This is a genomic window from Serratia sp. FDAARGOS_506 (genome assembly GCF_003812745.1).
GTDB lineage: Bacteria > Pseudomonadota > Gammaproteobacteria > Enterobacterales > Enterobacteriaceae > Serratia.
The window spans coordinates 3,151,445-3,178,000 of the sequence record NZ_CP033831.1; the positions used below are offsets into that span (position 1 = coordinate 3,151,445).

General features: G+C 58.9%; 18 protein-coding genes. 11 read left to right on the forward strand and 7 right to left on the reverse strand.

What is annotated here, in order from left to right; genetic code table 11:
• Positions 1-2 precede the first annotated feature (2 nt).
• Both cydD and trxB read right to left on the reverse strand, forming a co-directional pair.
• Positions 3-1,769, reverse strand: coding sequence for a cysteine/glutathione ABC transporter permease/ATP-binding protein CydD (gene cydD / locus EGY12_RS15305; protein WP_123894494.1), 1,767 nt, complete (start codon positions 1,767-1,769; stop codon positions 3-5).
• Positions 1,770-2,009: 240 nt separating this feature from the next.
• A complete protein-coding gene (gene trxB / locus EGY12_RS15310; RefSeq protein WP_019454557.1) occupies positions 2,010-2,981 on the reverse strand; it encodes a thioredoxin-disulfide reductase in 972 nt (323 codons plus the stop codon).
• Positions 2,982-3,635: 654 nt separating this feature from the next.
• Here trxB and lrp point away from each other — a divergent pair.
• From lrp to serS, 5 genes are all read left to right on the forward strand, one after another.
• A complete protein-coding gene (gene lrp, locus EGY12_RS15320) occupies positions 3,636-4,130 on the forward strand; it encodes a leucine-responsive transcriptional regulator Lrp (RefSeq protein ID WP_004928318.1) in 495 nt (164 codons plus the stop codon).
• A 120-nt stretch (positions 4,131-4,250) separates the two neighbouring features.
• Positions 4,251-7,910, forward strand: a complete 3,660-nt coding sequence (locus EGY12_RS15325; protein WP_123894495.1) for a DNA translocase FtsK 4TM domain-containing protein — start codon at positions 4,251-4,253, stop codon at positions 7,908-7,910.
• A 198-nt stretch (positions 7,911-8,108) separates the two neighbouring features.
• Positions 8,109-8,720: an outer membrane lipoprotein chaperone LolA gene (gene lolA / locus EGY12_RS15330; RefSeq protein WP_019454555.1), complete on the forward strand. Its 612-nt coding sequence runs from the start codon at positions 8,109-8,111 to the stop codon at positions 8,718-8,720.
• A 67-nt stretch (positions 8,721-8,787) separates the two neighbouring features.
• A complete protein-coding gene (locus EGY12_RS15335) occupies positions 8,788-10,074 on the forward strand; it encodes a replication-associated recombination protein A (RefSeq protein ID WP_172962963.1) in 1,287 nt (428 codons plus the stop codon).
• 109 nt (positions 10,075-10,183) lie between these two features.
• Positions 10,184-11,476 carry a serine--tRNA ligase gene (gene serS / locus EGY12_RS15340; protein WP_038880767.1) on the forward strand — a complete coding sequence of 431 codons (1,293 nt, stop codon included), beginning with the start codon at positions 10,184-10,186 and terminating at the stop codon, positions 11,474-11,476.
• 53 nt (positions 11,477-11,529) lie between these two features.
• On the opposite strand, the gene EGY12_RS15345 is transcribed toward serS, so the two are convergent.
• Entirely contained in the window at positions 11,530-11,895 is a 366-nt protein-coding gene (locus tag EGY12_RS15345; RefSeq protein WP_123894497.1) for a DUF1801 domain-containing protein, read from the reverse strand.
• 163 nt (positions 11,896-12,058) lie between these two features.
• Here EGY12_RS15345 and EGY12_RS15350 point away from each other — a divergent pair, with 163 nt between their 5' ends.
• Positions 12,059-13,210: an MFS transporter gene (locus tag EGY12_RS15350; protein ID WP_033637849.1), complete on the forward strand. Its 1,152-nt coding sequence runs from the start codon at positions 12,059-12,061 to the stop codon at positions 13,208-13,210.
• Between the two features lie 48 nt (positions 13,211-13,258).
• Here EGY12_RS15350 and pflA read toward each other — a convergent pair whose 3' ends face one another.
• The 4 genes from pflA to ycaO form a co-directional block, all read right to left on the reverse strand.
• Positions 13,259-13,999 carry a pyruvate formate lyase 1-activating protein gene (gene pflA / locus EGY12_RS15355; protein WP_004928289.1) on the reverse strand — a complete coding sequence of 247 codons (741 nt, stop codon included), beginning with the start codon at positions 13,997-13,999 and terminating at the stop codon, positions 13,259-13,261.
• A 279-nt stretch (positions 14,000-14,278) separates the two neighbouring features.
• Positions 14,279-16,561 carry a formate C-acetyltransferase gene (gene pflB / locus EGY12_RS15360; protein ID WP_016928324.1) on the reverse strand — a complete coding sequence of 761 codons (2,283 nt, stop codon included), beginning with the start codon at positions 16,559-16,561 and terminating at the stop codon, positions 14,279-14,281.
• A 54-nt stretch (positions 16,562-16,615) separates the two neighbouring features.
• Entirely contained in the window at positions 16,616-17,476 is an 861-nt protein-coding gene (gene focA / locus EGY12_RS15365; RefSeq protein WP_123894498.1) for a formate transporter FocA, read from the reverse strand.
• Between the two features lie 461 nt (positions 17,477-17,937).
• Positions 17,938-19,701: a 30S ribosomal protein S12 methylthiotransferase accessory factor YcaO gene (gene ycaO, locus EGY12_RS15370; RefSeq protein WP_123894499.1), complete on the reverse strand. Its 1,764-nt coding sequence runs from the start codon at positions 19,699-19,701 to the stop codon at positions 17,938-17,940.
• Between the two features lie 148 nt (positions 19,702-19,849).
• Here ycaO and ansB point away from each other — a divergent pair, with 148 nt between their 5' ends.
• From ansB to rpsA, 5 genes are all read left to right on the forward strand, one after another.
• Complete coding sequence (ansB, locus tag EGY12_RS15375; protein WP_123894500.1) at positions 19,850-20,896, forward strand: L-asparaginase 2; 1,047 nt, start codon at positions 19,850-19,852, stop codon at positions 20,894-20,896.
• Between the two features lie 301 nt (positions 20,897-21,197).
• Positions 21,198-22,283 carry a 3-phosphoserine/phosphohydroxythreonine transaminase gene (gene serC / locus EGY12_RS15380; RefSeq protein ID WP_123894501.1) on the forward strand — a complete coding sequence of 362 codons (1,086 nt, stop codon included), beginning with the start codon at positions 21,198-21,200 and terminating at the stop codon, positions 22,281-22,283.
• A gap of 114 nt (positions 22,284-22,397) precedes the next feature.
• Complete coding sequence (aroA, locus tag EGY12_RS15385) at positions 22,398-23,684, forward strand: 3-phosphoshikimate 1-carboxyvinyltransferase (protein ID WP_123894502.1); 1,287 nt, start codon at positions 22,398-22,400, stop codon at positions 23,682-23,684.
• A gap of 266 nt (positions 23,685-23,950) precedes the next feature.
• On the forward strand, positions 23,951-24,640 hold the full coding sequence (gene cmk / locus EGY12_RS15390; RefSeq protein WP_004928270.1) for a (d)CMP kinase: 690 nt from the start codon (positions 23,951-23,953) through the stop codon (positions 24,638-24,640).
• Between the two features lie 184 nt (positions 24,641-24,824).
• Entirely contained in the window at positions 24,825-26,498 is a 1,674-nt protein-coding gene (rpsA, locus tag EGY12_RS15395; protein WP_004928267.1) for a 30S ribosomal protein S1, read from the forward strand.
• Positions 26,499-26,556 lie beyond the last annotated feature (58 nt).

Genomic DNA, 26,556 nt, shown 5'->3' on the forward strand with positions numbered 1-26,556 from the left:
GATTAAAGCTCCCCGCGGCGATGGGCGATCAGAGTGGCAAACAGGCCCGGCTGAGCGCTGAGGGTGGCGTAATCGCCTTGCTGCACGATGCGCCCGTTATCCATCACCCAAATCTGATCGTAGTCTTCGGTGTCTTCCAACTGGTGCGTTACCAGCAGGGTGGTTTGCTGATGTGAAGCGGCATTTAACGCCTGCATCACTCGCTGTTCGCTGTGGGCATCGAGGCTGGCGGCCGGTTCATCCAGCAGCAGCAGGCGGCGCGGGCCGATCAGCGCCCGGGCGACCGCCACGCGCTGCGCCTGGCCGACCGACAGGCGAGCGGCATTGTCGCCCACTTCGGTGTCGAGCCCCTGCGGCAGATAAGGGAGCAGTTCGCTGACGTAAGCGTGTTCCACCGCCTGCTGCAGCTGCACTTCGTCGGCCTGCGGGCAGCCCAGCAGGATATTGGCGCGCAGGGTTTGTGCCGGCAGGTGCGGGTTCTGGCCGACCCAGCTCAGCTGCTGGCGCCAGGTTTCGGCGGACAGTTCACGCAGCTCAATGCCGTTGACGGTCAACGAGCCGCGATAAGGCAGGAAGCCGAGCAGCAGGTTTAGCAGCGAGCTTTTACCGGCGCCACTTAACCCGACCAGCGCCACGCGCTGCTGTGGTTGAAGAGTGAAACTCAGCGGCCCGGCCAGCAGCACGCCGTTCGGCGACAGGATTTCCAACGCGTTCGCCTGCAGCGTCAGCGGTTGATCGGCGGGCAGTTGCCGCGTGCCGTTGCCCATCTGCTCGCCTTCGGCACTGAGGAAGGTTTCCAGCGCTTCCGCCGCACCGACTGCCTGTGCTTTGGCATGATAGAAGGTGCCGAGATCGCGCAGCGGTTGGAAAAATTCCGGCGCCAGAATTAACACCAGAAAACCGGAAAACAGCGTTACGCCGAGGCCGTAGCTGCCGAAGTTAAGTTCGCCGAGATAGGAAAAGCCGAAGTAAACCGCCACCACGGCGATGGAGATCGAAGCGAAGAACTCCAGCACGCCGGAAGAGAGGAAGGCCATACGCAGTACTTCCATGGTACGGCTGCGGAAGTCTTCAGAGGATTTGGCGATCTGCGCGGTTTCGGCCTGCGCGCGGTCAAACAGCCGTAGGGTATCCAGGCCGCGCAGGCGGTCGAGGAAGTTGCCGCTCAATCGCGCCAGCGCCACGAAATTGCGGCGGTTGGCGTCGGCGGCTCCCATGCCGACCAGCGCCATGAACAGCGGGATCAGCGGCGCGGTCGCCAGTAGAATGACGCCTGCGGCCCAATTGATTGGGAAGACGGCAATTAGGATCAGTAGTGGGATGAAGACCGCCAGATACATCTGTGGCAGATAGCGCGAGTAATAGTCCTGCATATCCTCGATCTGCTCGACGATGATGCTGGCCCAGCTGCCCGCCGGTTTGCCCTGGATCCAGGCCGGGCCGAGCTGCTGGAGCTTATCCAGTACCTGCTGGCGCATACGCTGGCGGATCACCTGCCCACACAGGAAGCCGACTCGCTCCCGCAGCCAGCTCAACAGCGCCCGCAGCGCGAACGTGGCAGCCAGCCAGATAAACGAAGGGATCAGCTGTTCGCGCGGGGTCTGTTCGATGATCAGGGCGTGCAGCAGGCTGGCCAGCAGCCACGCCTGCGCCACGATCAGCAGGCCGCTGAACAGCCCCAACAGCATGGAAAGGCGCAGCCAACGCTGCGCTAACGAACTCTGGGTTTTAAGCCAACGGGTTAACTGTTGCTGTCTGGTTTTTTTCATCAGATATGCGTCTGCGTCGCCGGCGCCCGTTTGTTACGGGCTGGGTTAACGTACTGTTAAATAATAGTGTTTGACGCAATCGGCGACAAACAAGCGAGGTTTCATGTTACCTCGTCACCCGGCAGACTGAAAATAATAAAGCGGCCAAATGTTGCTATAACAGACGTGATTGGGGGAGCGCAGAAGAAAGGGACAAAAAAAGCGGCCCGAGAGCCGCTTTTTACTGGTGGCGAGAAAGCCTTAGCAGACTTCTGCGCCGGCGATGCCGTCCAGGTAACGTTCTGCGTCCAGCGCCGCCATACAACCGGTACCGGCAGAGGTGATCGCCTGGCGGTAGATGTGATCCATCACGTCGCCTGCGGCGAAAACGCCGGGAATGGTGGTTTGGGTCGCATTGCCGTGAATGCCGGACTGCACCTTGATGTAGCCGTTTTCCAACTCCAGCTGGCCGCCGAAGATACCGGTGTTCGGGCTGTGGCCGATGGCGATGAACACGCCGGCCAGTTCCAGTTCACGGGTTTCGTTTTCCGCTTTGGTGCTGCGGATACGCACACCGGTGACGCCCATTTCATCGCCCAGCACCTCGTCCAGCGTATGGTCGGTGTGCAGCACGATGTTGCCGCTTTTTACTTTCTCCATCAGCCGGTCGATCAGAATCTTCTCTGAACGGAAGCTGTCGCGGCGGTGGATCAGATGAACCTCGGCGGCGATGTTGGACAGATACAGCGCTTCTTCAACGGCAGTGTTGCCGCCGCCGACCACCGCGACTTTCTGGTTGCGGTAGAAGAAACCGTCGCAGGTCGCACAGGCGGAAACGCCTTTGCCCTTGAAGGCGTCTTCGGAAGGCAGGCCAAGGTAGCGGGCGGAGGCACCGGTCGCGATGATCAGCGCGTCGCAGCTGTATTCACCGCTGTCGCCGAACAGGCGGAACGGACGCTGCTGCAGATCGACGCTGTTGATGTGATCGAAGACGATTTCAGTCTGGAACTTCTCCGCGTGCTCGCGCATGCGCTCCATCAGCGCCGGACCGGTCAGGCCTTCGGCGTCGCCCGGCCAGTTTTCGACTTCGGTAGTGGTGGTCAGCTGGCCACCTTGTTCCAGACCGGTGATCAGCACCGGGTTCAGGTTGGCGCGCGCCGCGTAGACGGCGGCGGTGTAACCGGCCGGGCCGGAACCCAGAATCAGTAATTTGCTATGTTTAGCCGTGCCCATGAATAACCTCTTTATTCCACAATGGCGGATAATGAAGCCGATTGTAGGGAAAATGGCGCAGTAAAAAAAGCGCCGGGCGACGTTGTTAACGATTTGTATGATAGTTGTCGCCTATTAATGCACCCGCTGTCGGCAAATCGTACGGCAAACGCAGAAATTTAGCTTATCAAAGCCGCATTCGGTTACCGAAGCGCCAACCGTGCAAAAACGGCGCATTCTGCAACCTCAGCCGCTTCCCACCGGGGTTTATCTGGCAGCGATTCATAACCAAAAATGGGATGCAGACTTTTCATGACGGTACGTTGTTCTGATTTTGCTTCTTTTACTTTGACAATCCGCTGCGCATTTGCGAAAACATCATAGGAAGAAGAAATTATCCCCGTAACACCAGCAAATCGTACGTATTTGCGCCGCGAAGCGGCAATGCGCGGTGGATGTGCGGAGCAGGGCGCGCAAGCGTTTGCTGATTTTTTCTCGACCTAAACGTCGTTACTGGCGTCGCGCGGGGTTGGACAGACAGGCTGCGCGGCGTGGAATGATGGTAGTGAAGAAGCATATGACAGGCATCGGGTCTTCGCTTGGAACGAACCCTTACACATTGACGTTGGCTAGGGTGTGGCAAGTGCACGGAAGAAAATAAGAGAGACAATAATAATGGCAGACAACAAGAAACGCCCGGGTAAAGATCTTGACCGTATCGACCGCAACATCCTGAATGAACTGCAGAAGGATGGGCGTATTTCGAACGTCGAGCTTTCGAAGCGCGTGGGGTTATCCCCGACACCATGTTTAGAACGCGTGCGCCGTCTCGAGCGCCAGGGTTTCATCCATGGCTATACCGCATTGCTCAACCCGCATTATCTGGATGCGTCCCTGCTGGTTTTCGTGGAGATCACGCTGAACCGTGGCGCGCCGGATGTGTTTGAGCAATTCAACTCGGCAGTGCAGAAGCTTGAAGAGATTCAGGAGTGTCATCTGGTTTCCGGTGATTTCGACTACCTGTTGAAAACGCGCGTACCGGACATGTCGGCTTACCGCAAGCTGTTGGGCGAAACCTTGCTGCGTTTGCCGGGGGTCAATGACACCCGTACCTACGTAGTAATGGAAGAAGTGAAACAGAGTAACCGTCTGGTTATCAAAACACGGTAAGGTACAGGTGCAAAACCTGATTAAATTGGTTACACTCCTGTTTATTCATACAGTTTCGGCGCCGGGGAAGCTTCTCGGCGCTGTTGCTATGTCAGCTAACAGGAACCTGGAGAGCCTTTCTTGAGCCAGGAATATACAGAAGATAAAGAAGTTACCCTGAAAAGACTCAGCAGTGGCCGGCGTTTGCTGGAAGCTGTGCTGATCGTGGTAGCAATTTTTGCCGTTTACCTCATGGCTGCGCTGGTCAGTTTCAACCCGTCTGACCCAAGCTGGTCGCAGACCGCGTGGCATGAGCCGATTCACAATCTGGGCGGCGGTGTTGGGGCCTGGTTGGCCGACACGCTGTTCTTCACCTTCGGGGTACTCGCCTACGCGATACCGCCGATCATGCTGGTTCTGTGCTGGGCGGCCTATCGCCAACGCGGCAACAGAGACTATATCGACTATTTCGCGCTCTCCCTGCGCCTGATCGGCACCCTGGCGTTAGTGCTCACCTCCTGTGGGCTGGCGGCGCTGAACGTTGACGATCTCTATTACTTCGCTTCCGGCGGCGTGATCGGCAGCCTGCTGAGCAACGCCATGTTGCCGTGGTTCAACGGCATCGGCGCCACGCTGGCGTTGCTGTGCGTGTGGGCAGCGGGGCTGACGCTGTTTACCGGCTGGTCCTGGCTGGTGATCGCCGAGAAGATCGGCGGGGCGGTATTGGGCGTCGCAACGGTGATGACCAATCGCTCGCGCCGCGAAGAACGCTATTTCGAGGATGACGAGCGTTACGTTGACGACGAGCCTGAGCAGGCAGGGAAGGGTGCCGCCGCAGCGGTTGCCGCGACCGCCGCCGGGGCAGCAGCCGCCGATGACGACGTGCTGTTCTCCGCGCCTTCGGTCACCGAAAGCGCGAAAGCGGCGGCAGAAGACGCCGCCGATCCGTTGCTCAGCGGCCTGCGTGCCGACGATGGCGAGGTTGAAGCCGACGCCGCGTCAATCGCGCCTGCGGCTTCGCCTGCACCGGTGGTGACGGCAGAGATCCACGAGCCGGTTGCTGCACCGATCGCCGCTCAGGCGCCGTCGGTGACGCTGGCACCAGCCGCGCCGGCTTCGGTCAATCAGCACCCGGTAAGCGCACCGGCGCAAGACGCCACGCCGCCGCTGTACTCCTTCGAAATTCCGGAAGAAACGCCAGCGCCTAAGGCGACGCGCCCTGTCGATCCTTATCAGGACGACGATGAGCCGCGCCTGGGCAATTGGCAAGAGCCAGCTGCATCGCCGCAGCCGGCGCGTTCTCCCTTTGATTTTACCGCCGCGCAGCGCGACAGCGCCGACGCCAGCGGAGCAGGTGGTTTCAGCGCCACCGGCGCCAAGCCACAGCTGGATGCGGCAGCAACTGCCGCTGCGGGCGCCGCAGCGGCGACCTTCATGCCGGCCTTCACGGCCACCAGCGACGGTAACCCGCAGGTTAAGCAGGGCATTGGCCCTGAGCTGCCGCGGCCGAATCCGGTGCGAATCCCGACTCGTCGCGAACTGGCTTCTTACGGCATCAAGCTGCCTTCGCAGCGTGCCGCCGAGCAGGAACAGCGACAGGCCGAAGCGGAGCCTCAGCAGCCGACGGCGGTGAGCCCGCAGGAAGAAGAGGCGCTGCAGGAAGCTGCGTTGCGTCAGGCGTTTGCCGAGCAGCAAAGCCAACGCTACGGCGAAAGCTACGCGCCGGAGCAAGATGACGAAAGCGCCCTGCAGGAAGCCGAGCTGAGTAAGGCGTTTGCCGAACAGCAAAGCCAACGTTACGGCGAAGGCTATCAACAGGACGACGAAGAGGCGCTGCAAGAGGCCACGCTGCGCCAGGCGTTCGCCGAGCAGCAGCAGGCGCGCTACGGCCAGCAAGAACCGGCCCCGCAGGCGCCGGCTGCCAGCCCGGTCGATACCCGCAATGCTTTCAGCTTCTCGCCGATGGCGGATCTGGTGGACGATGGCCCGAGCGAGCCAATGTTCACGCTGTCGCCTCAGCTTGAAGAGCGCATTGAACAGCAAAGCGAGCAAGAGGACGACGTGCCGTTCGGACAGTTTGAGCCTGCAGCGCCGGCAGCCCAACCTCAGCAGCGGTATCAACAGCAGCCGCAGCAGCCGCAGCAGCCGCAGCCGCAGCAACAGCAGTATCAACAGCCGTCGCCGCAGCAATATCAGCAGCATCAGCAACCGGTGCAGCAGCAGTCTCAGCAACCCCAGGCCGAACAACATCCGGCGATGGATAGCCTGATTCATCCGTTCCTGATGCGCAACGATCTACCGTTGCAGAAACCGACCACGCCGCTGCCGACGCTGGATCTGCTGACCGAAGCGCCGAGAGAGGTGGAACCGGTCGATTCCTTCGCGTTGGAACAGAAGGCGCGCCTGGTGGAGGCCAGCCTGGCCGATTACCGCGTGAAAGCCGACGTGGTGGACATCCTGCCGGGGCCGGTGATCACCCGCTTCGAGCTGGATTTGGCGCCGGGCGTTAAAGCGGCGCGCATTTCCAACCTGTCGCGCGATCTGGCGCGCTCGCTGTCGACTTCGGCGGTGCGCGTAGTGGAAGTGATCCCCGGTAAGCCTTACGTCGGTCTGGAACTGCCGAACGCCAAGCGTCAAACGGTGTATCTGCGCGAAGTGCTGGATTGCCCGGCCTTCCGTGACAACCCGTCGCCGCTGTCCATCGTATTGGGTAAAGACATCTCCGGGGAACCGGTGGTGGCCGATCTGGGCAAAATGCCGCACTTGCTGGTCGCCGGTACCACCGGTTCCGGTAAGTCGGTCGGGGTCAACGCCATGATCCTGAGCATCCTGTATAAAGCCACGCCGAAAGAAGTGCGCTTTATCATGATCGACCCGAAAATGCTGGAGCTGTCGGTTTACGAAGGCATTCCGCACCTGTTGACCGATGTGGTCACCGACATGAAAGACGCCGCCAATGCGCTGCGTTGGTGCGTGGGTGAAATGGAACGCCGCTACAAGCTGATGTCGGCCCTGGGCGTACGTAACCTGGCCGGCTACAACGAGCGTGTCGATCAGGCCGAAGCGATGGGGCGCCCGATCCCGGATCCGTTCTGGAAACCGACCGACAGCATGGACATCACGCCGCCGGTGCTGGAGAAAGAGCCGTACATCGTGGTGATGGTCGACGAATTCGCCGATCTGATCATGACGGTCGGCAAGAAGGTCGAAGAGTTGATCGCTCGCTTGGCGCAGAAAGCGCGTGCGGCGGGTATCCACCTGGTGCTGGCGACCCAGCGTCCGTCGGTGGATGTGATCACCGGCCTGATCAAGGCCAACATCCCGACGCGTATCGCCTTTACCGTGTCGAGCAAGATCGACTCCCGCACCATCCTCGATCAGGGGGGCGCCGAGTCCTTACTGGGCATGGGTGACATGCTCTATCTGGCGCCAAACTCCTCGATTCCGGTGCGTGTACATGGCGCATTCGTGCGCGATCAGGAAGTGCACGCGGTGGTCAAGGATTGGAAAGCGCGCGAGCGGCCCCAATATAAAGAGGGCATTCTCAGCGGCGGCGAAGACGGCGAGGGCGGTGCCGGCGGCGGTATGGACGGTGACGAAGAGCTGGATCCGTTGTTTGACCAGGCGGTGGATTTCGTGGTGGATAAACGCCGCGCCTCTATCTCCGGCGTGCAGCGCCAGTTCCGCATCGGTTATAACCGCGCGGCGCGCATCATCGAACAGATGGAAGCGCAGGGCATTGTCAGCGAGCAGGGGCACAACGGCAACCGCGAGGTGCTGGCGCCACCGCGGCACGATTGATGGTCGTTTAGCCATTGTAATTCAATAAGAAAGGGCCGCTTAAGCGGCCCTTGTGCAAAGAAGCGTAAACCCGTTTCTTCTCGGAACATTGGCCTACCGGCCGATTGCCTGCTTCGGGTAAAGTAATGGAGTAAAGGGTTGATTTGACCCGCACGGCGTCGCCCTGCGGTTAACGCATTTCATAAGGTATCTGGAATAATGAAAAAACTGTTAGTTGCCTGCTGTCTGCTTTCGGGATTCGCTTCCACCTCCGTGTTGGCCGACGCCGCACAGGATCTGCAAAGTCGCCTGGCGAAGGTGAACAGTTTCCACGCCAGCTTCTCGCAAACCGTGACCAGCGCCGATGGCGCCGCGGTGCAGCAGGGGGAAGGCGAGCTGTGGGTGAAACGACCGAACCTCTTCAACTGGCACATGACATCGCCCGATGAGAGCGTGCTGGTCTCCGATGGCCAGACCCTGTGGTTCTATAACCCGTTCGTCGAGCAGGTGACGGCGACCTGGCTGAAAAACGCCACCGGCAATACGCCGTTTATGTTGATCACCCGCAATAATGCCAGCGACTGGAAACAGTACAACGTGAAGCAAAAGGGCGATGATTTCGAGCTGACGCCGAAGTCCGCCAGCGGCAACCTGAAGCAGTTCGCCATCAGCGTGACCAACAGCGGTACCATCCGCAGCTTTGCCGCAGTGGAACAGGATGGTCAGCGCAGTTCCTACACGCTGAAAAGCCAGCAGAATGTCGCCGCCGATCCGGCCAAATTCAAATTTACCCCGCCGAAGGGGGTGACGCTGGACGACCAGCGCCAGTGAGGTGCCAGTGAGTAATAATCTGTCGCTCGATTTTTCCCAGAACGAGTTCCAGCCGTTGGCCGCGCGTATGCGGCCGACCACGCTGGCACAGTATATCGGCCAGCAGCACCTGCTGGCCGCCGGCAAGCCGCTGCCGCGCGCTATCGAGGCCGGGCAGCTGCACTCGATGATTTTATGGGGGCCGCCGGGCACCGGGAAGACGACGCTGGCAGAACTGATCGGCCGTTACGGCCAGGCGGATGTCGAACGGATCTCCGCCGTGACTTCCGGTATCAAGGAGATCCGCGAGGCGATCGAGCGGGCCCGGCAAAACCGCGACGCCGGCCGCCGCACCATCCTGTTCGTCGACGAAGTGCACCGCTTCAATAAGAGCCAGCAGGACGCTTTCCTGCCGCACATTGAAGACGGCACCATCACCTTTATCGGCGCTACCACCGAAAACCCGTCGTTCGAACTGAACTCGGCGTTGCTGTCCCGCGCCCGCGTCTATCTGTTGAAGGCGCTGACCGCCGAAGATATCGGCCAGGTGCTGGATCAGGCGATGGGCGACAAGGCGCGTGGCTTTGGCGGCCAGAATATCGAGCTGCCGGCGGAAACGCGCCGCCTGCTGTCGGAGCTGGTGGGCGGCGACGCGCGCCGGGCGCTGAACAGCCTGGAAATGATGGCGGACATGGCGGAGATCGATGCCAAAGGCGTGCGGGTGCTGACGCCGGAGCTGCTGAAAGAGGTGTCGGGCGAGCGCAGCGCGCGCTTCGACAACAAGGGTGACCGTTATTACGACCTGATTTCCGCGCTGCATAAATCGGTGCGTGGCTCGGCACCGGACGCCGCGCTGTACTGGTATGCGCGCATCATTACCGCCGGCGGCGATCCGCTCTATGTGGCCCGCCGTCTGTTGGCGATTGCCTCTGAAGACGTGGGCAACGCCGATCCGCGCGGCATGCAGGTGGCGATCGCCGCCTGGGATTGCTTCACCCGCGTGGGGCCGGCGGAGGGCGAGCGCGCCATCGCGCAGGCGATCGTTTATCTCGCCTGCGCGCCGAAGAGCAACGCGGTCTACACCGCGTTCAAGGCCGCCATGCGCGACGCCAAAGAGCAGGCCGATTATGACGTGCCGGAGCACCTGCGCAACGCGCCGACCAAGCTGATGAAGGAGATGGGGCTGGGGGCGGAGTACCGTTACGCCCACGACGAACCCAACGCCTACGCCGCCGGCGAGAACTATTTCCCGCCTGAAATGGCCCATACGCGCTACTATCAACCGACCTCGCGTGGGCTGGAAGGGAAAATCGGCGAAAAGTTGGCATGGCTGGCTGAGCAGGATCAAAATAGCCCGACAAAACGCTACCGCTAGCGAGGCCGTTGCGGTAAGGTTAGCGGGTATCACTCTTCTTTTATGCGGCTATAAATCAGCCGCATAGAACAACAACACTTCTTTCAATAACAACAAGCACAGGATTAGCATGCTCGATCCCAATCTGCTGCGTAATGAGCTAGACGCAGTCGCCGTCAAACTGGCTCGCCGAGGCTTTAAACTCGATCTGGATCTGCTGCGTTCGCAGGAAGAACGCCGCAAAGTTCTGCAGGTAGAAACTGAAACGCTGCAAGCGGAACGCAACTCCCGATCGAAATCCATCGGCGCGGCCAAAGCGCGTGGGGAAGACATCGAGCCGCTGCGTCGCGAAGTGAACGAGCTGGGTGACAAGCTGGATGCTGCCAAGGCGGCGCTGGATGCGCTGCAGAGCGAGATCCGCGATTACGCCCTGACGCTGCCTAACCTGCCGGACGACGCCGTACCGGATGGTAAAGACGACAGCGAAAACCTGGAAGTGACCCGCTGGGGCGAACCGCGCCAGTACGATTTCGCGGTGCGCGATCACGTCGATCTGGGTGAAATGGCCGGCGGGCTGGATTTTGCCGCTGCGGTTAAGCTGACCGGTTCGCGCTTCGTGGTAATGAAAGGGCAAATCGCTCGCATGCACCGCGCGCTGTCCCAGTTCATGCTGGATCTGCACACCGAACAGCACGGCTACCTGGAGGCCTACGTGCCTTATCTGGTCAACCACGCCACGCTGTACGGCACCGGCCAACTGCCGAAGTTCGGCGAAGACCTGTTCCATACCCGCCCGCTGGAAGAAGAAGCCGACAGCAGCAACTACGCGCTGATCCCAACGGCGGAAGTGCCGCTGACTAACCTGGTGCGCGACGAGATCGTGGAAGAGGAATCTCTGCCGCTGAAGATGACCGCACACACGCCATGCTTCCGTGCGGAAGCCGGTTCTTACGGCCGCGATACCCGTGGTTTGATCCGCATGCACCAGTTCGACAAAGTCGAGATGGTGCAGATCGTTCGTCCGGAAGATTCGATGGATGCCCTGGAAGAGCTGACAGGTCACGCAGAAAAAGTGCTGCAGCTGCTGAATCTGCCTTACCGCAAGGTGCTGCTGTGCACCGGCGACATGGGCTTCGGTGCGTGCAAGACCTACGATCTGGAAGTGTGGCTGCCGGCGCAGGATACCTACCGTGAGATCTCGTCCTGTTCAAACATGTGGGACTTCCAGGCACGTCGTATGCAGGCGCGCTGCCGCAGCAAGGCCGACAAGAAACCGCGTCTGGTTCACACCCTGAACGGCTCGGGTCTGGCGGTTGGCCGTACGCTGGTGGCGGTGCTGGAAAACTACCAGCAGGCCGACGGCCGCATTCAGGTACCTGAAGTGCTGCGTCCTTATATGGGCGGCCTGGAATACATCGGCTGAACGGCAAACCATTAGAAAAAGCGCCTGCGGGCGCTTTTTTTTATGCCAAGAATTCAGCCTGTCGCCAGCGCATAAGCCTGTTTAATGTAGTCCGCCAGATGCTTGCTTTTCACCTCGCCGGGCGAGTGGAGCTTGATGTGCCGCCGATATTGGCCGCTGCCTTCGAGCTGGTGATAACGGTCTGCCAGCCGGTAGCCGTGACCGAACTCCACCGTGACGTGGTGGCGGTAGGCAAAAACGCCGCAGAAAAAGTGGGTATGCGAGAACATGATACCGCCGTATTTGACCGATTCGGTGACGTCGTTACCACTTGCCGCAGCGGCCTGGCGTACCTGCTGCACGATGGCCAGCAGCTCACCCTGCGTGCTGCCGATGTCCGCCAGCAGGGCCTCTACCGCCGCATCATTTGCCTGATTCATCTCGCTTCTCCATCGTCAAATCCGCTCTGCGCTGAGCATAGCGCTTTTTCAGCCGTTTAGCCGGAAACAAATCGTGCGGTGGAATGATAAGAGGCGATTGACTTTTTTATCGCCAGTGGCATGATGCGCGCACTCTCATTGCGCGTTCGGTCACAATTTCACTATGTCCGCATACTCCCGCCCAGTGCTCTTATTGCTCTGCGGCCTCTTGCTGCTCACGGTATCCATTGCCGTTTTGAATACGTTAGTGCCTCTTTGGTTAACCCATGCTCAGCTGTCGACCTGGCAGGTGGGAATGGTCAGCTCCTCTTATTTCAGCGGCAACCTGTTGGGCACGCTGGTGGCGGGCAAACTGATCCAGCGCGTCGGCTTTACCCGCAGCTATCATCTTTCTTGTCTGGTGTTCGCCGCCGCGACGGCCGGCATGGTGCTGTCGATCGACTTCTGGAGCTGGCTGGGCTGGCGCTTCTTCGCCGGTGTCGGCTGCGCCTGGATCTGGGTGATCGTGGAGAGCGCGTTGTTGCGCAGCGGCAACTTGAGCAACCGCGGCCAGCTGCTGGCGGCCTATATGATAGTCTATTACCTCGGTACGGTGACCGGCCAATTGTTGTTGAGCATGACCTCAACCGAATTGCTGCATGTGGTGCCGTGGGTGACCGCCATTGTGATCAGCGCCATGCTGCCGATGCTGTTTGCGCGGGTCAACCGCCATGAAGACGAGCCGCAGCAGGCGGCGGTGTGGACAATGCTGAGACGCCGCAGCGCGCGCCTGGGTATCAATGGCTGCATCATCTCCGGCATCGTGCTCGGTTCGCTGTATGGCCTGATGCCGCTGTACCTCTCCCATCAGGGCATGAGCGACGCCAACGTCGGTTACTGGATGGCGCTGCTGGTCAGCTCCGGCATCGTCGGCCAGTGGCCGGTCGGGCGCCTGGCTGATCGCTATGGGCGGCTGCTGGTGCTGCGCATTCAGGTGTTCGTGGTTATCCTCGCCAGCGTGGCGATGCTCGGTAACTACGCCATGGCGCCTTCGCTGTTTATCCTCGGCTGCGCCGGCTTTACCCTGTACCCGGTGGCGATGTCCTGGGCCTGTGAGAAAGCGCTGCCGCACGAGTTGGTGGCGATGAACCAGGCGCTGTTGATGAGTTACACCATCGGCAGCCTGCTGGGCCCGTCGATGACGGCGCTGCTGATGCAAAACTACTCCGACCGCGTGCTATTCGTGATGATCGCCGCCGTGGCGCTGGTTTACCTGCTGATGCTGCTGAAGAAGCAGAAGCCGGACCATCATCACACCCCATTCGCCGCCGCCTGAGCATAAAAAAACCGGCCATGAGCCGGTTTTTCTTGTGGCGTGAGCCAATCAGTAGATCACTTTGTGGCCGTAGCTTTCCAGGATGCCTTTGACGCGATCCATGGTCTCGGCCTTCGGCGGGTGCACACCGTCCAGCTTGTACTCTTCCCCCATCGCCACCCATTTGTGCTTGCCCAACTCGTGATAGGGCAGCAGCTCGATTTTCTCGATGTTGCTCATGTCTTTGGTGAATTCGCCCAGCAGGTGCGCCGATTTATCGTCGTCTGACCAACCCGGCACCACCACGTAGCGGATCCAGGTACGTTGATTGCGTTTCGCCAGGTAGCGAGCGAATTCCAGCGTGCGGTGGTTGGAGACGCCGACCAGGTTTTGGTGGATCTCGTCGTTCATCTGTTTCAGATCCAGCATCACCAGATCGGTGGTGTCCAGCAGCTCATCGATCACCGGATCGTAGCGACGTACGAAGCCATTGGTGTCCAGGCAGGTATTGATGCCTTCGGCGTGGCAGGCGCGGAACCAGTCGCGTACGAATTCAGCCTGCAGGATCGCCTCGCCGCCGGATGCGGTCACGCCGCCGCCGGAGGCGTTCATGAAGTGGCGGTAAGCCACCGCGTCTTTCATCAGCTCTTCGACGGTCACTTCTTTGCCGCCGTGGGTGTCCCAGGTGTCGCGGTTATGGCAATAGAGGCAGCGCATCAGGCAGCCCTGGAAGAAGACGATAAAGCGGATCCCTGGCCCGTCGACGGTGCCGCAGGATTCGAAGGAGTGGATGCGACCAGTTACTGACATTGCGGGGTTTTCTCCAATATTGACTGTCAAACGCAGTCTAAAAATAGGCGCGTGGCCGCCGGCCAGGTATCTGCGATGCAGCAGCGGGTGGAACCGCCACCGGGAGTAATGATGCCTGTCGGCCGGCCAGTTGCCGGATAACTGTTTTGCCGGCTATCCATTCAGTATAGATGTCCGGCAAAACAGACTCGTACGGAGTCAGGGGAGAGCGGTGGGAGAAAAGGGCCGGCAGAACCGGCCCTGCGCTGGTGCCGAGCGGTTTCCCGCCCGGCCGGCGTATTACATCGTTTGAGTGAAGGTACGAGTAATGACGTCTTGCTGTTGTTCTTTGGTCAGCGAGTTGAAGCGCACGGCGTAGCCGGAGACGCGGATGGTCAGCTGAGGGTATTTCTCAGGGTTTTCCATCGCGTCCAGCAGCATTTCGCGGTTCATCACGTTGACGTTCAGGTGCTGGCCGCCTTCGATGGAGGCTTCATGGTGGAAGTAACCATCCATAAGGCCCGCCAGGTTGGCTTTACGCACGTCGTCGTCTTTACCCAGCGCGTTAGGCACGATGGAGAAGGTGTAGGAGATCCCGTCTTTCGCGTAGGCAAACGGCAGTTTGGCTACCGAGGTCAGGGAGGCTACTGCGCCTTTCTGATCGCGACCGTGCATCGGGTTGGCACCTGGGCCGAACGGTGCGCCTGCGCGGCGGCCATCCGGGGTGTTACCGGTTTTCTTACCGTACACCACGTTGGAGGTGATGGTCAGTACGGACTGAGTCGGTACCGCATTGCGGTAGGTGCGCAGTTTCTGAATTTTCTTCATGAAACGTTCCACCAGGTCGCAGGCGATGTCATCGACGCGGGCGTCGTTGTTACCGAACTGCGGATACTCGCCTTCCACTTTGAAGTCGATGGCCAGGCCGTCTTCGTCGCGAATGGTGGTGACTTTCGCGTACTTGATGGCGGACAGGGAGTCAGCCGCAACGGACAGACCGGCGATGCCGCAAGCCATGGTGCGATAAACGTCACGGTCATGCAGCGCCATCAGCGCAGCTTCGTAGCTGTACTTGTCGTGCATGTAGTGAATGATGTTCAGCGCGGTCACGTACTGCTTGGCCAGCCAATCCATAAAGTGGTCCATGCGCGCCATGACTTTGTCATAGTCCAGCACTTCGTCCATCATCGGCGCTTCTTTCGGGCCGACCTGCATTTTCAGTTTCTCGTCAACGCCGCCGTTGATGGCGTACAGCATGGTTTTCGCCAGGTTGGCGCGGGCGCCGAAGAACTGCATTTGTTTGCCGACGATCATTGGGCTGACGCAACAGGCGATGGCGTAGTCATCGTTGTTGAAGTCAGGGCGCATCAGGTCGTCGTTTTCGTACTGAACGGAAGAGGTGTCGATGGACACTTTCGCCGCGAATTTCTTGAAGTTCAGCGGCAACTTCTCAGACCACAGGATGGTCATGTTCGGCTCCGGAGACGGCCCCATGGTGTACAGGGTGTTCAGGAAGCGGAAGCTGTTTTTGGTGACCAGGGTACGGCCGTCGACGCCCATACCGGCCAGGGATTCAGTCGCCCAGATTGGATCGCCGGAGAACAGTTCATCGTACTCAGGGGTACGCAGGAAGCGCACCATACGCAGTTTCATCACCAGGTGGTCGATCAGTTCCTGCGCTTGCTCTTCGGTCAGTTTGCCCGCCTTGATGTCGCGTTCGATGAACACGTCGAGGAAGGTAGACACGCGGCCGAAGGACATGGCGGCGCCGTTCTGGGATTTCACCGCGGCCAGGTAGCCGAAGTAGGTCCACTGCACCGCTTCTTGCGCGCTGGTGGCTGGGCCGGAGATGTCGTAACCGTATTTGGCGGCCATCTCTTTGATCTGAGCCAGAGCGCGATGCTGTTCAGCGATCTCTTCGCGCAGCTGGATGGTCATTTCCAGATCTTCGCCGTTTTCCAGTTTTTCCTGCAGCGATTTGAACTGGTTCAGCTTGTCGGCCATCAGGAAGTCGATACCGTACAGCGCAACGCGGCGGTAGTCGCCGATGATGCGGCCGCGGCCGTAGGCGTCTGGCAGGCCGGTCAGAACGCCGGATTTACGGCAGTTCAGGATGTCTTTGGTGTAAACGTCGAATACGCCCTGGTTGTGGGTTTTACGGTATTCGGTGAACACTTTTTTCAGCTGCGGATCCAGCTCGCGGCCGTACACTTTGCACGAACCTTCGACCATTTTGATGCCGCCGAACGGGATCAGCGCGCGTTTCAGAGGGGCGTCGGTCTGCAGACCCACGATGGTTTCCAACTCTTTGGCGATGTAACCCGCGTCGTGAGAAATGATGGTTGAAGCAACGTTGGTGTCGAAATCAACCGGCGCGTGAGTGCGGTTTTCCAGTTTGATCCCTTCCATAACCTTGTCCCACAAGGTGGTGGTGGCTTGAGTAGCGCCAGCCAGGAAGGATTCGTCACCCTCATAAGGCGTGTAGTTTTTCTGGATGAAGTCACGAACGTTGACTTCATTCTGCCAGTCACCCTTGCTGAAACCTTCCCAAGCGTTGGCTAATTTCTCGTTAAGTTCGGTCATTGTACACCTACCTTTGATTGTGGATTTCTAACTCTGCGCGCGGTAGCTCACAGCTTAGTGCTGTTCGCGGCCCCCGCGCAGATAAATTACCCAGTAAGTCAACCCAACCAGCAGACCGCCGCCGATGATGTTGCCGATGGTGACCGGAATCAGGTTGTCGATGATGAAGTTGCTTACTGTCAGATGAGCGAATTGCTCAGGTACCGCCCCTACGGCTTGCCAGAATTCCGGCGTGGCGAAGTGTTTGACCACGATGCCCATAGGGATCATAAACATGTTGGCGATGCTGTGCTCGAAGCCGCTGGCGACAAACATCCCGACCGGCAGCACCATGGCGAGCATCTTGTCGGTCAGGGTGCGGCCGGAGTAGCTCATCCAGACCGCCAGGCAGACCATCAGGTTAGCCAAAATGCCGAGGCACACGGCTTCGATAAAGGTGTGATGCAGCTTGTGGTCTGCGGTTTGCAGGACGTTCAGGCCCCACTGGCCGTTGGCGACCATATACTCGCCGGAGAACCAGATCAGTGCCACGAAGAACAGTGCGCCGACCAGGTTGCCGAGATAAACGTTCAGCCAGTTGGCGCCCAGCTGGCTCCAGCTGATACGGCCGCTGGCCTTGGCGATGACGATGAGCACGGTAGAGGTGAACAAGTCGGCGCCTGACACCACCACTAGCATTAACCCGAGAGAGAAGCAGATGCCGCCGACCAGTTTCGCCAGGCCGAAAGGTACGCCGGCGGTGCCGGTGGTCGCCGTGATGTAGAAGACGAAGGCGATGGAAATGAAGACACCGGCGGTGATCGCCAAATAAAACGTTTTCAGCGGATGTTTGGTGGCTTTATACACGCCGGCATCTTCAGCGATTTTCGCCGTGGCCGCAGGTAAAATCAGATCGAAGGGGCTGTCAGTTTTCAAACTAACTCTCGCTCTTAAGGGTTAAAACAACGCAATGAGATACTAGCAAAGCAGTATAGGGGAAAATTTGATTTGGATCATAAGGCGGGGAAGTAGAGCGGTAAAATGGCGTGTTTATTGTGTGGCTTTTGTGGTTAATTTATTGATTTTTAAGTAAAAACATTTTTTTAATGTTTGCAAATTTTTTTGAATTCGCCGGGTGGAAGGCGTGGGGTAAAGTTAAATTTTTAGGCGTTTTGTCGCCGCCCGTCGCTGAAAGTTTAATTATCGGTTAATTATTATTTCACCGTCCGGCAACAATTGACGGTTTATTTATTTTTATGGTCGTTTAACCGCCCATCTTCCGGCGGAAAAATAAAACCGAATGCGTTGAAATAAACCGCAAAAATGAAAACGCCGCAACGGAGTGCGGCGTTTGGCAAAAGGGATACTCCCAAAGTGGCAGTGCCCCCTGATGATGCTTAGGCCTTGGCCCAGTGGCGACGTTTGGCCGCCTGCAGCTTCTCGTAGGCCGCCAGCAGCGCCTGGTGGGCCGGCAATGCCTTCAAATCGGCATCGACGGCGAACAACCCGTTGAAGCGCTCTTCGCCGCTGATGGCGGCGGAGGCAGCGTCGACCGCTTCCTGACCGTACATCTTCACGAACGCGGTATAGTATTGCGCCGCTTCGCGTTCAGGCTCCTGCGCCAGCAGTAGCAGCGTTTGCAGGCAGCGGTAGTAGTTGCTGCGCGCCGGGCTCAGCACCGAGGCGTTGAAGTCCTGCGTCCATTCGGTCCAGATCAGCGCCTGATCCAGATCGCCGCCCGCCAGCGCCAGCATAGACTTCAGCTCGCCCACGCGCAGGGTATGCCAGGCGTTGTCTTTGCCGCTGGCAATGCCCAGCAGTTCGCGTACGCGGGTGAAATCGTCCAGCCCTTCGTCGTCCAACTGTTCGATCAGCGCCAGGTATTCTTCCGGCTCCCACTCGCTGCCCGGCAACGCCAGCAACGTATCGCGCAGGTGCGCGCCCATGCTGTTGTTGGCCAGCAGCAGATCTTCCGCCGGATAAATGTCGGACATGCCCGGCACGATGATGCGGCAAGCGTAGACGCCCAGGTGCTCGTAGTCGGCGATGTACACTTCTGCGTCTTCTTTGTCGAAGATGCTCATCAGGATGGCGAACTCTTCTTGCGTGCTGCCGCTGAAGTTCCAGTCAACGAACGGGTAATCCGCGTCCTGTTTGAACAGATCCCAGGAGATCAGACCGCTGGAGTCGATGAAGTGCGTTTCCAGGTTGGTGTGTTCAGCCACTTCTTCGTCATCGAAAGTCGGTGCGGTGAACACGTCGAGATCTTTCAGGCTGCGGCCCTGCAGCAGTTCGGTTACCGTGCGCTCCAGCGCCACGCCGAAGTCCGGGTGCGCGCCGAATGAGGCGAAGCAGGTGCCGTTGGTCGGGTTGAACAGCACCACGCAAATGACCGGGTAGTTGCCGCCCAGCGAGGCGTCATAGGAGAGGATCGGGAAACCTTCCTCTTCCAGCTTGGCGATGGCTTCCACCACGCCCGGGTAACGGTTCAGCACGTCGTCCGGGATCGCCGGCAGGCTGATGGATTCGGCGATGATGCGGTTTTTCACATAGCGCTCGAACACTTCCGACAGGCCCTGCACGCGCGCTTCGTTGGCGGTGTTGCCGGCGGACATGCCGTTGGAAACATACAGGTTGCCGATGATGTTCATCGGGATGTAAACGGTTTGCTGATCGGACTGACGGGTAAACGGCAGCGCGCACACGCCGCGATCGGCATTGCCGGACTGCAGATCGACAAGATCGCTGGCGCTCAGCTCTTGTTGCGGATCGTAGAAGGCGTGCAGGCGTTCGTCGAGGATGCCGGCCGGCAGCGCGTCGTCTTCAGGGATCGGGAACCATTTCTCATTCGGATAGTGCACGAAGTCGCCTTCGGCGATCTGCCGGCCCAGATAGAAATCGGCGAAGAAGTAGTTGGTGGACAGGCGCTCGAAATATTCACCCAGCGCGGAGGCCAGCGCGGCTTTTTTGCTGGCGCCTTTGCCGTTGGTGAAGCACAGCGGGCAATCGCGATCGCGAATGTGCACCGACCACACGTGCGGCACCGGGTTCAGCCAGGAGGCTTCTTCGATGTTGAAACCGAGATCGCTCAGTTTCTGCTGGAAACGGGCGATGGAGTCTTCCAGGGCGGCGTCTTTACCGGGGATAAAAGTTTGCGTCATTGTCTTCACTTTTTGCGCGTACTAAAAACGCGCAATGATACGGGGTTTTACGCTGGAGCTCCACGTATTCCTAAAGCGGCGGCAAAGTCACAGTTTTTTTAAGGATAAAGGCCATAATTCAGCGAGTTATCTGTCACGGAGAAATCTAATGAAATCAGTGAAACTCAGCGCGTTAACCCTTCTGTTGACCGGCGTCAGCGCCTCGGCGCTGGCGCTGCCCAACATCACTCTGTTGGCGACCGGCGGCACCATCGCCGGCGGCGGCGATTCGGCGACAAAATCCAACTATACGGCGGGCAAGCTGGGCGTCGAGGCGCTGGTCGATGCGGTGCCGGCGCTGAAAAACATCGCCAACGTGCAGGGGGAGCAGGTGGTGAACATCGGTTCGCAGGACATGAACGATCAGGTCTGGCTGACGCTGGCGAAGAAGATTGACGCCGACTGCGGCAAGACCGACGGCTTCGTCATCACCCACGGCACCGATACGCTGGAAGAGACGGCCTATTTCCTCGAACTGACGGTGAAGTGCGACAAGCCGGTGGTGCTGGTGGGGGCGATGCGGCCGGCGACGGCGATGAGCGCCGACGGCCCGTTCAACCTGTATAACGCGGTGGTGACGGCGGCGGATCCGCAATCCGCCAGCCGCGGGGTGCTGGTGGCGATGAACGACACCGTGCTGGATGCGCGTGACGTTACCAAGACCAACACCACCGCCGTGCAGACCTTCCAGTCGCCGAACTTCGGCCCGCTCGGGTATATCCACAACGGCAAGGTCGATTACCAACGCTCGCCGCAGCGTAAGCATACCCGGGATACGCCGTTCGACGTCAGCAAGCTGAACGAACTGCCGAAGGTCGGCATCGTCTACAACTATGCCAACGCCTCCGATGCGCCGGCCAAGGCGTTGATCGCCGAAGGCTATCAGGGCATCGTCAGCGCCGGGGTCGGCAACGGCAACCTGTATAAAACAGTGTTCGACACCCTGGCGACGGCGGCGCACAACGGTGTGGCGGTGGTGCGTTCTTCGCGCGTGCCGACCGGCGCCACCACCGAAGATGCGGAAGTGGACGACGCCAAGTACGGCTTCGTCGCCGCCGGCACGCTGAATCCGCAAAAAGCGCGCATTCTGCTGCAGCTGGCGCTGACGCAAACCAAAGACGCGAAGCAGATCCAGCAGATGTTCAATCAGTACTGACCGTTTTCTCTTCTGCGGGGGCCGACCGGCTCCCGCAGCCATCTTGGCTGAATACAGCATAAAACACCGCGTTAACCCGCTGAATTTCCCCATGTCACAGGGTTTTATCGTCCAAAAAAACGCGAAGGCCGCAGAGCCTGTCATCACCCGGTGCGGCCGTTTGCCGGCGGAGGGCGAATAAGCGTTGCAGCCATGGGGCGTGAGTGATAAAACCGATGGGTTGGTTAACGCGAGCGTTAACTTCGGGCGTCTTTTCGACAGGTCGCTTTTCTGCGGCGAACAGTGAATGTGGTGAGGGGAAATGACTCAGGTTTATAATTTTAGCTCTGGCCCGGCGATGCTGCCGGTGGAAGTGTTGCGTCGTGCGGAACAGGAACTGTGCAACTGGCACGGGCTGGGCACGTCAGTGATGGAGATCAGTCACCGCAGCAAAGAATTCATCGCCGTTGCCGAGCAGGCGGAACAGGATCTGCGCGATCTGCTGAAAGTCCCCTCCAACTATAAGGTGCTGTTTTGCCACGGCGGTGCCCGCGCGCAGTTTGCCGCGCTGCCGCTGAACCTGCTGGGCGACAAGGCCACCGCCGACTATATTGACGGCGGCTATTGGGCGCACAGCGCCATCAAGGAAGCGGAAAAGTATTGTGCCCCGAACGTCATCGACGTAAAAACCCGCATCGACGGCCTGAGCGGCATCAAGCCGATGAAAGAGTGGCAGCTCAGCGACGACGCCGCTTATGTGCACTATTGCCCGAATGAGACCATCGACGGCGTGGCCATCGATGAAACGCCGGACTTCGGCGACAAAGTGGTGATCGGCGATTACTCCTCGACCATCCTGTCCCGCCCGCTCGACGTCAGCCGCTTCGGCGTGATTTACGCCGGCGCGCAGAAAAATATCGGCCCGGCCGGCCTGACGCTGGTGATCGTGCGCGACGATCTGCTGGGCAAGGCGCGCAAGGAAGTGCCGTCGATCCTCGACTACACCGTGCTGGCCGAGAACGACTCGATGTTCAACACCCCGCCGACCTTCGCCTGGTACCTGTCCGGGCTGGTGTTCAAATGGCTGAAAGAGCAGGGCGGTCTGGTGGAGATGCAAAAACGCAATCAGGCCAAGGCCGAACTGCTGTACGCGACCATCGATAAATCCGACTTCTACCGCAGCCAGGTGGCGATCGCCAACCGTTCCTGGATGAACGTGCCGTTCCAACTGGCCGATGCGGCGCTGGACAAGGTGTTCCTCAGCGAAGCCGAGGCCATCGGCCTGCAGGCGCTGAAGGGCCACCGGGTAGTTGGCGGCATGCGCGCTTCTATTTACAATGCCATGCCGCTGACCGGCGTGCAGGCGCTGACCGACTTCATGGCCGACTTCGAACGTCGTCACGGTTGATCCCGTCAGCTCGCCAGGCGCGGGCTGCCTCAGGCTGTTGTCCTTTTGCATTAAAGCGGCTCCGGCATTATTCCGGAGCCGTTTCGTTTATCAGAATTGGAGAGTTTTGTTCACATGGTGGATTCCCTGACGTTACAACCGGTCGCCCTGGTCAATGGCACCGTCAACTTACCCGGCTCCAAGAGCGTTTCTAACCGCGCTCTGCTGCTGGCGGCGCTGGCGAAAGGAACGACCCGGCTGACCAACCTGCTGGACAGCGATGATGTGCGTCATATGCTGAATGCGTTGCAGGCGTTGGGCGTGAACTATCAGCTTTCCGCCGATCGCACCGTCTGCGAAGTGACCGGCGTGGCCGGGCCGCTGGTGGCCGATCGGCCGCTGGAACTGTTCCTCGGCAATGCCGGCACCGCGATGCGCCCATTGGCGGCAGCGCTGTGCCTCGGCGAAGGCGACGTGGTGTTGACCGGGGAACCGCGCATGAAAGAGCGCCCGATCGGCCATCTGGTGGACGCGTTGCGCCAGGGCGGTGCGCAGATTGATTACCTCGAGCAGACCGATTACCCACCGATTCGCCTGCGCGGCGGCTTCCAGGGCGGCGACGTCACCGTTGACGGTAGCGTCTCCAGCCAGTTCCTGACCGCGTTGCTGATGACCGCGCCGCTGGCACCGCAGGATACGCAGATCCATATCAAGGGCGAGTTGGTTTCCAAACCATACATCGACATCACGCTGCACCTGATGCGCACCTTCGGCGTCTCGGTGAGCCACGACAACTACCGGGTGTTCCATATCCAGGGGCGCCAGACGTATATCGCGCCGGGTGAGTATCTGGTTGAGGGCGACGCCTCTTCCGCTTCTTACTTCCTGGCGGCGGCGGCTATCAAGGGCGGCACCGTGCGCGTGACCGGCATCGGCCGTAAAAGCGTGCAGGGCGACACCAGGTTTGCCGATGTGCTGGAGAAAATGGGCGCGCGCATTACCTGGGGCGACGATTTCATCGAGTGCAGCCGCGGTGAACTGCGCGGCATCGACATGGACATGAACCACATTCCGGACGCGGCGATGACCATCGCCACCGCGGCGCTGTTCGCCGAGGGGCCGACTACCATCCGCAATATCTACAATTGGCGGGTGAAGGAGACCGACCGTTTGGCGGCGATGGCCACTGAACTGCGTAAGGTAGGGGCGGAGGTGGACGAAGGCGAGGACTACATTCACGTCGTGCCTCCGGCCAAACTGCAGTTCGCCGAGATCGGCACCTACAACGATCACCGCATGGCGATGTGTTTCTCGCTGGTGGCGCTGTCGGATACTCCGGTCACCATTCTCGATCCGAAATGCACCGCGAAAACCTTCCCGGACTATTTCGAACAGCTGGCGCGCATCAGCCAGCCGGCGTAACCCGTCAAATCGTTTATTTTAAGGCCCCTTTGTGGGCCTTTATCGTTTTTAACCGTTGGTGACCGGCGTTTCTTCTATACTTTTTCGCGGTTGTGCGCTTATTTTCAACAACCGGACAGTTCCAGGGTAACAGATCGCCGTAGGGCAGCGTATAATACGCCACCGTATTTGCCCCTGATTGGGCAGGTGACAGAGAGCGCGGCGCGCGGGCTTAGAGCCGAAGCACGCCGTTTCTCTGTGAGGTTTTCTACCTGAAGGAGAGAGAAATGACGGCTACAGCCCCGGTGATAACCGTTGATGGACCAAGTGGCGCAGGCAAAGGCACGCTGTGTAAAGCGTTGGCCGAGTCCCTTGGTTGGCGTTTGCTGGATTCCGGCGCGATCTATCGCGTGCTGGCGCTGGCGGCGTTGCATCATCAGGTGGATATCACTTCTGAGGAAGCGCTGGTTCCGCTGGCCGCACATCTCGATGTTCGCTTCGTTGCCCAGGACGGCAAGCTGCAGGTGATTTTGGAAGGTGAGGACGTCAGCAATGAGATCCGCACCGAAACCGTCGGCAACACGGCGTCGCAAGCGGCGGCGTTTCCGCGCGTGCGCGAGGCGCTGTTGCGCCGCCAGCGCGCATTCCGCGAGGCGCCCGGCCTGATTGCCGATGGCCGCGACATGGGCACAGTGGTGTTCCCGGACGCACCGGTCAAGATTTTCCTCGACGCCAGCTCGGAGGAGCGCGCGCACCGCCGCATGCTGCAGTTGCAGGAGAAGGGCTTTAATGTTAACTTTGAACGTCTTTTAGCCGAGATAAAGGAACGGGACGACCGTGACCGTAATCGGCCTATCGCGCCTCTGGTGCCCGCTTCTGACGCCCTCGTGCTGGATTCTACCAGCATGTCGATCGAAGAAGTGATCCGGCAGGCGTTGACGTATGCACAGAAAGTGTTGGCGTTGCCGCAGCAATAAGCGCGGCGGCGCTATTGGCTTTTTGTCATATTTGTCATAGCGGTATCGCAATATATCGGGTAAAATTTTACCCCTGTAACCTTAAACCCTGTCGGCATGGAGCCAATGGCGGGGTATGTGAAACAACCCCATTCGGCGGGACGCTAAATGGACGTTAAACTAAAGAACCCTGAAGATTAACAACATGACTGAATCTTTCGCTCAACTCTTTGAAGAATCCTTAAAAGAAATCGAAACCCGCCCGGGTTCCATCGTTCGTGGCGTCGTTGTTGCTATCGACAAAGATATCGTACTGGTTGACGCCGGTCTGAAATCTGAGTCTGCCATCCCGGCTGAGCAATTCAAAAACGCCCAGGGCGAGCTGGAAATCCAGGTTGGTGACGAAGTTGACGTTGCTCTGGATGCTGTTGAAGACGGCTTCGGTGAAACCCTGCTGTCCCGTGAGAAAGCTAAGCGTCACGAAGCTTGGATCACGCTGGAAAAAGCCTACGAAGAAGCTGAGACTGTAACCGGTGTTATCAACGGCAAAGTGAAGGGTGGCTTCACCGTCGAGCTGAACGGCATCCGCGCGTTCCTGCCAGGTTCCCTGGTTGACGTGCGTCCGGTACGTGACACTCTGCACCTGGAAGGCAAAGAGCTTGAGTTCAAAGTCATCAAGCTGGATCAGAAGCGCAACAACGTTGTCGTTTCTCGCCGTGCGGTTATCGAATCCGAGAACAGCGCTGAGCGCGATCAACTGCTGGAAAACCTGCAGGAAGGCATGGAAGTTAAAGGTATCGTTAAGAACCTCACTGACTACGGTGCATTCGTTGATCTGGGCGGCGTAGACGGCCTGCTGCACATCACTGACATGGCTTGGAAACGCGTTAAGCATCCAAGCGAAATCGTCAACGTTGGCGATGAAATCACTGTTAAAGTGCTGAAGTTCGACCGCGAGCGTACTCGTGTATCCCTGGGCCTGAAACAGCTGGGCGAAGATCCATGGGTTGCTATCGCGAAACGTTACCCAGAAGGCACCAAGCTGACTGGTCGTGTAACCAACCTGACTGATTACGGCTGCTTCGTAGAAATCGAAGAAGGCGTTGAAGGTCTGGTACACGTTTCTGAAATGGATTGGACCAACAAAAACATCCATCCGTCCAAAGTTGTTAACGTGGGCGACGTAGTGGAAGTTATGGTTCTGGACATCGATGAAGAACGTCGTCGTATCTCCCTGGGCCTGAAGCAGTGCAAATCCAACCCATGGCAGCAGTTCGCAGAAACCCACAACAAGGGCGACCGCGTTGAAGGTAAAATCAAGTCTATCACTGACTTCGGTATCTTCATCGGCCTGGACGGCGGCATCGACGGCCTGGTTCACCTGTCTGACATCTCCTGGAACGTTGCAGGCGAAGAAGCAGTACGTGAATACAAGAAAGGCGACGAAATCGCGGCGGTTGTTCTGCAGGTTGACGCAGAGCGCGAGCGTATCTCCCTGGGCGTGAAGCAGCTGGCTGAAGACCCGTTCAATAACTACCTGTCTATGAACAAGAAAGGTGCTATTGTTACTGGTAAAGTCACTGCAGTTGACGCCAAAGGTGCTACAGTTGAATTGGCAGGCGGCGTAGAAGGTTACCTGCGTGCATCTGAAGCCTCTCGCGACCGCATTGAAGATGCAACTCTGGTTCTGAACGTAGGTGACGAAGTTGAAGCTAAATTCACTGGCGTTGACCGTAAGAACCGCGTTGTAAGCCTGTCCGTACGTGCTAAGGACGAAGCTGACGAGAAAGACGCCATCGCAACTGTTAACAACAAACAGGAAGAAGGCAACTTCTCTAACGCAATGGCTGAAGCTTTCAAAGCGGCTAAAGGCGAGTAATGACGGGGGGCGGTTTTTGACCGCCCCGATACGGTAGTTTAGCTGCAAAGCTTGGAGG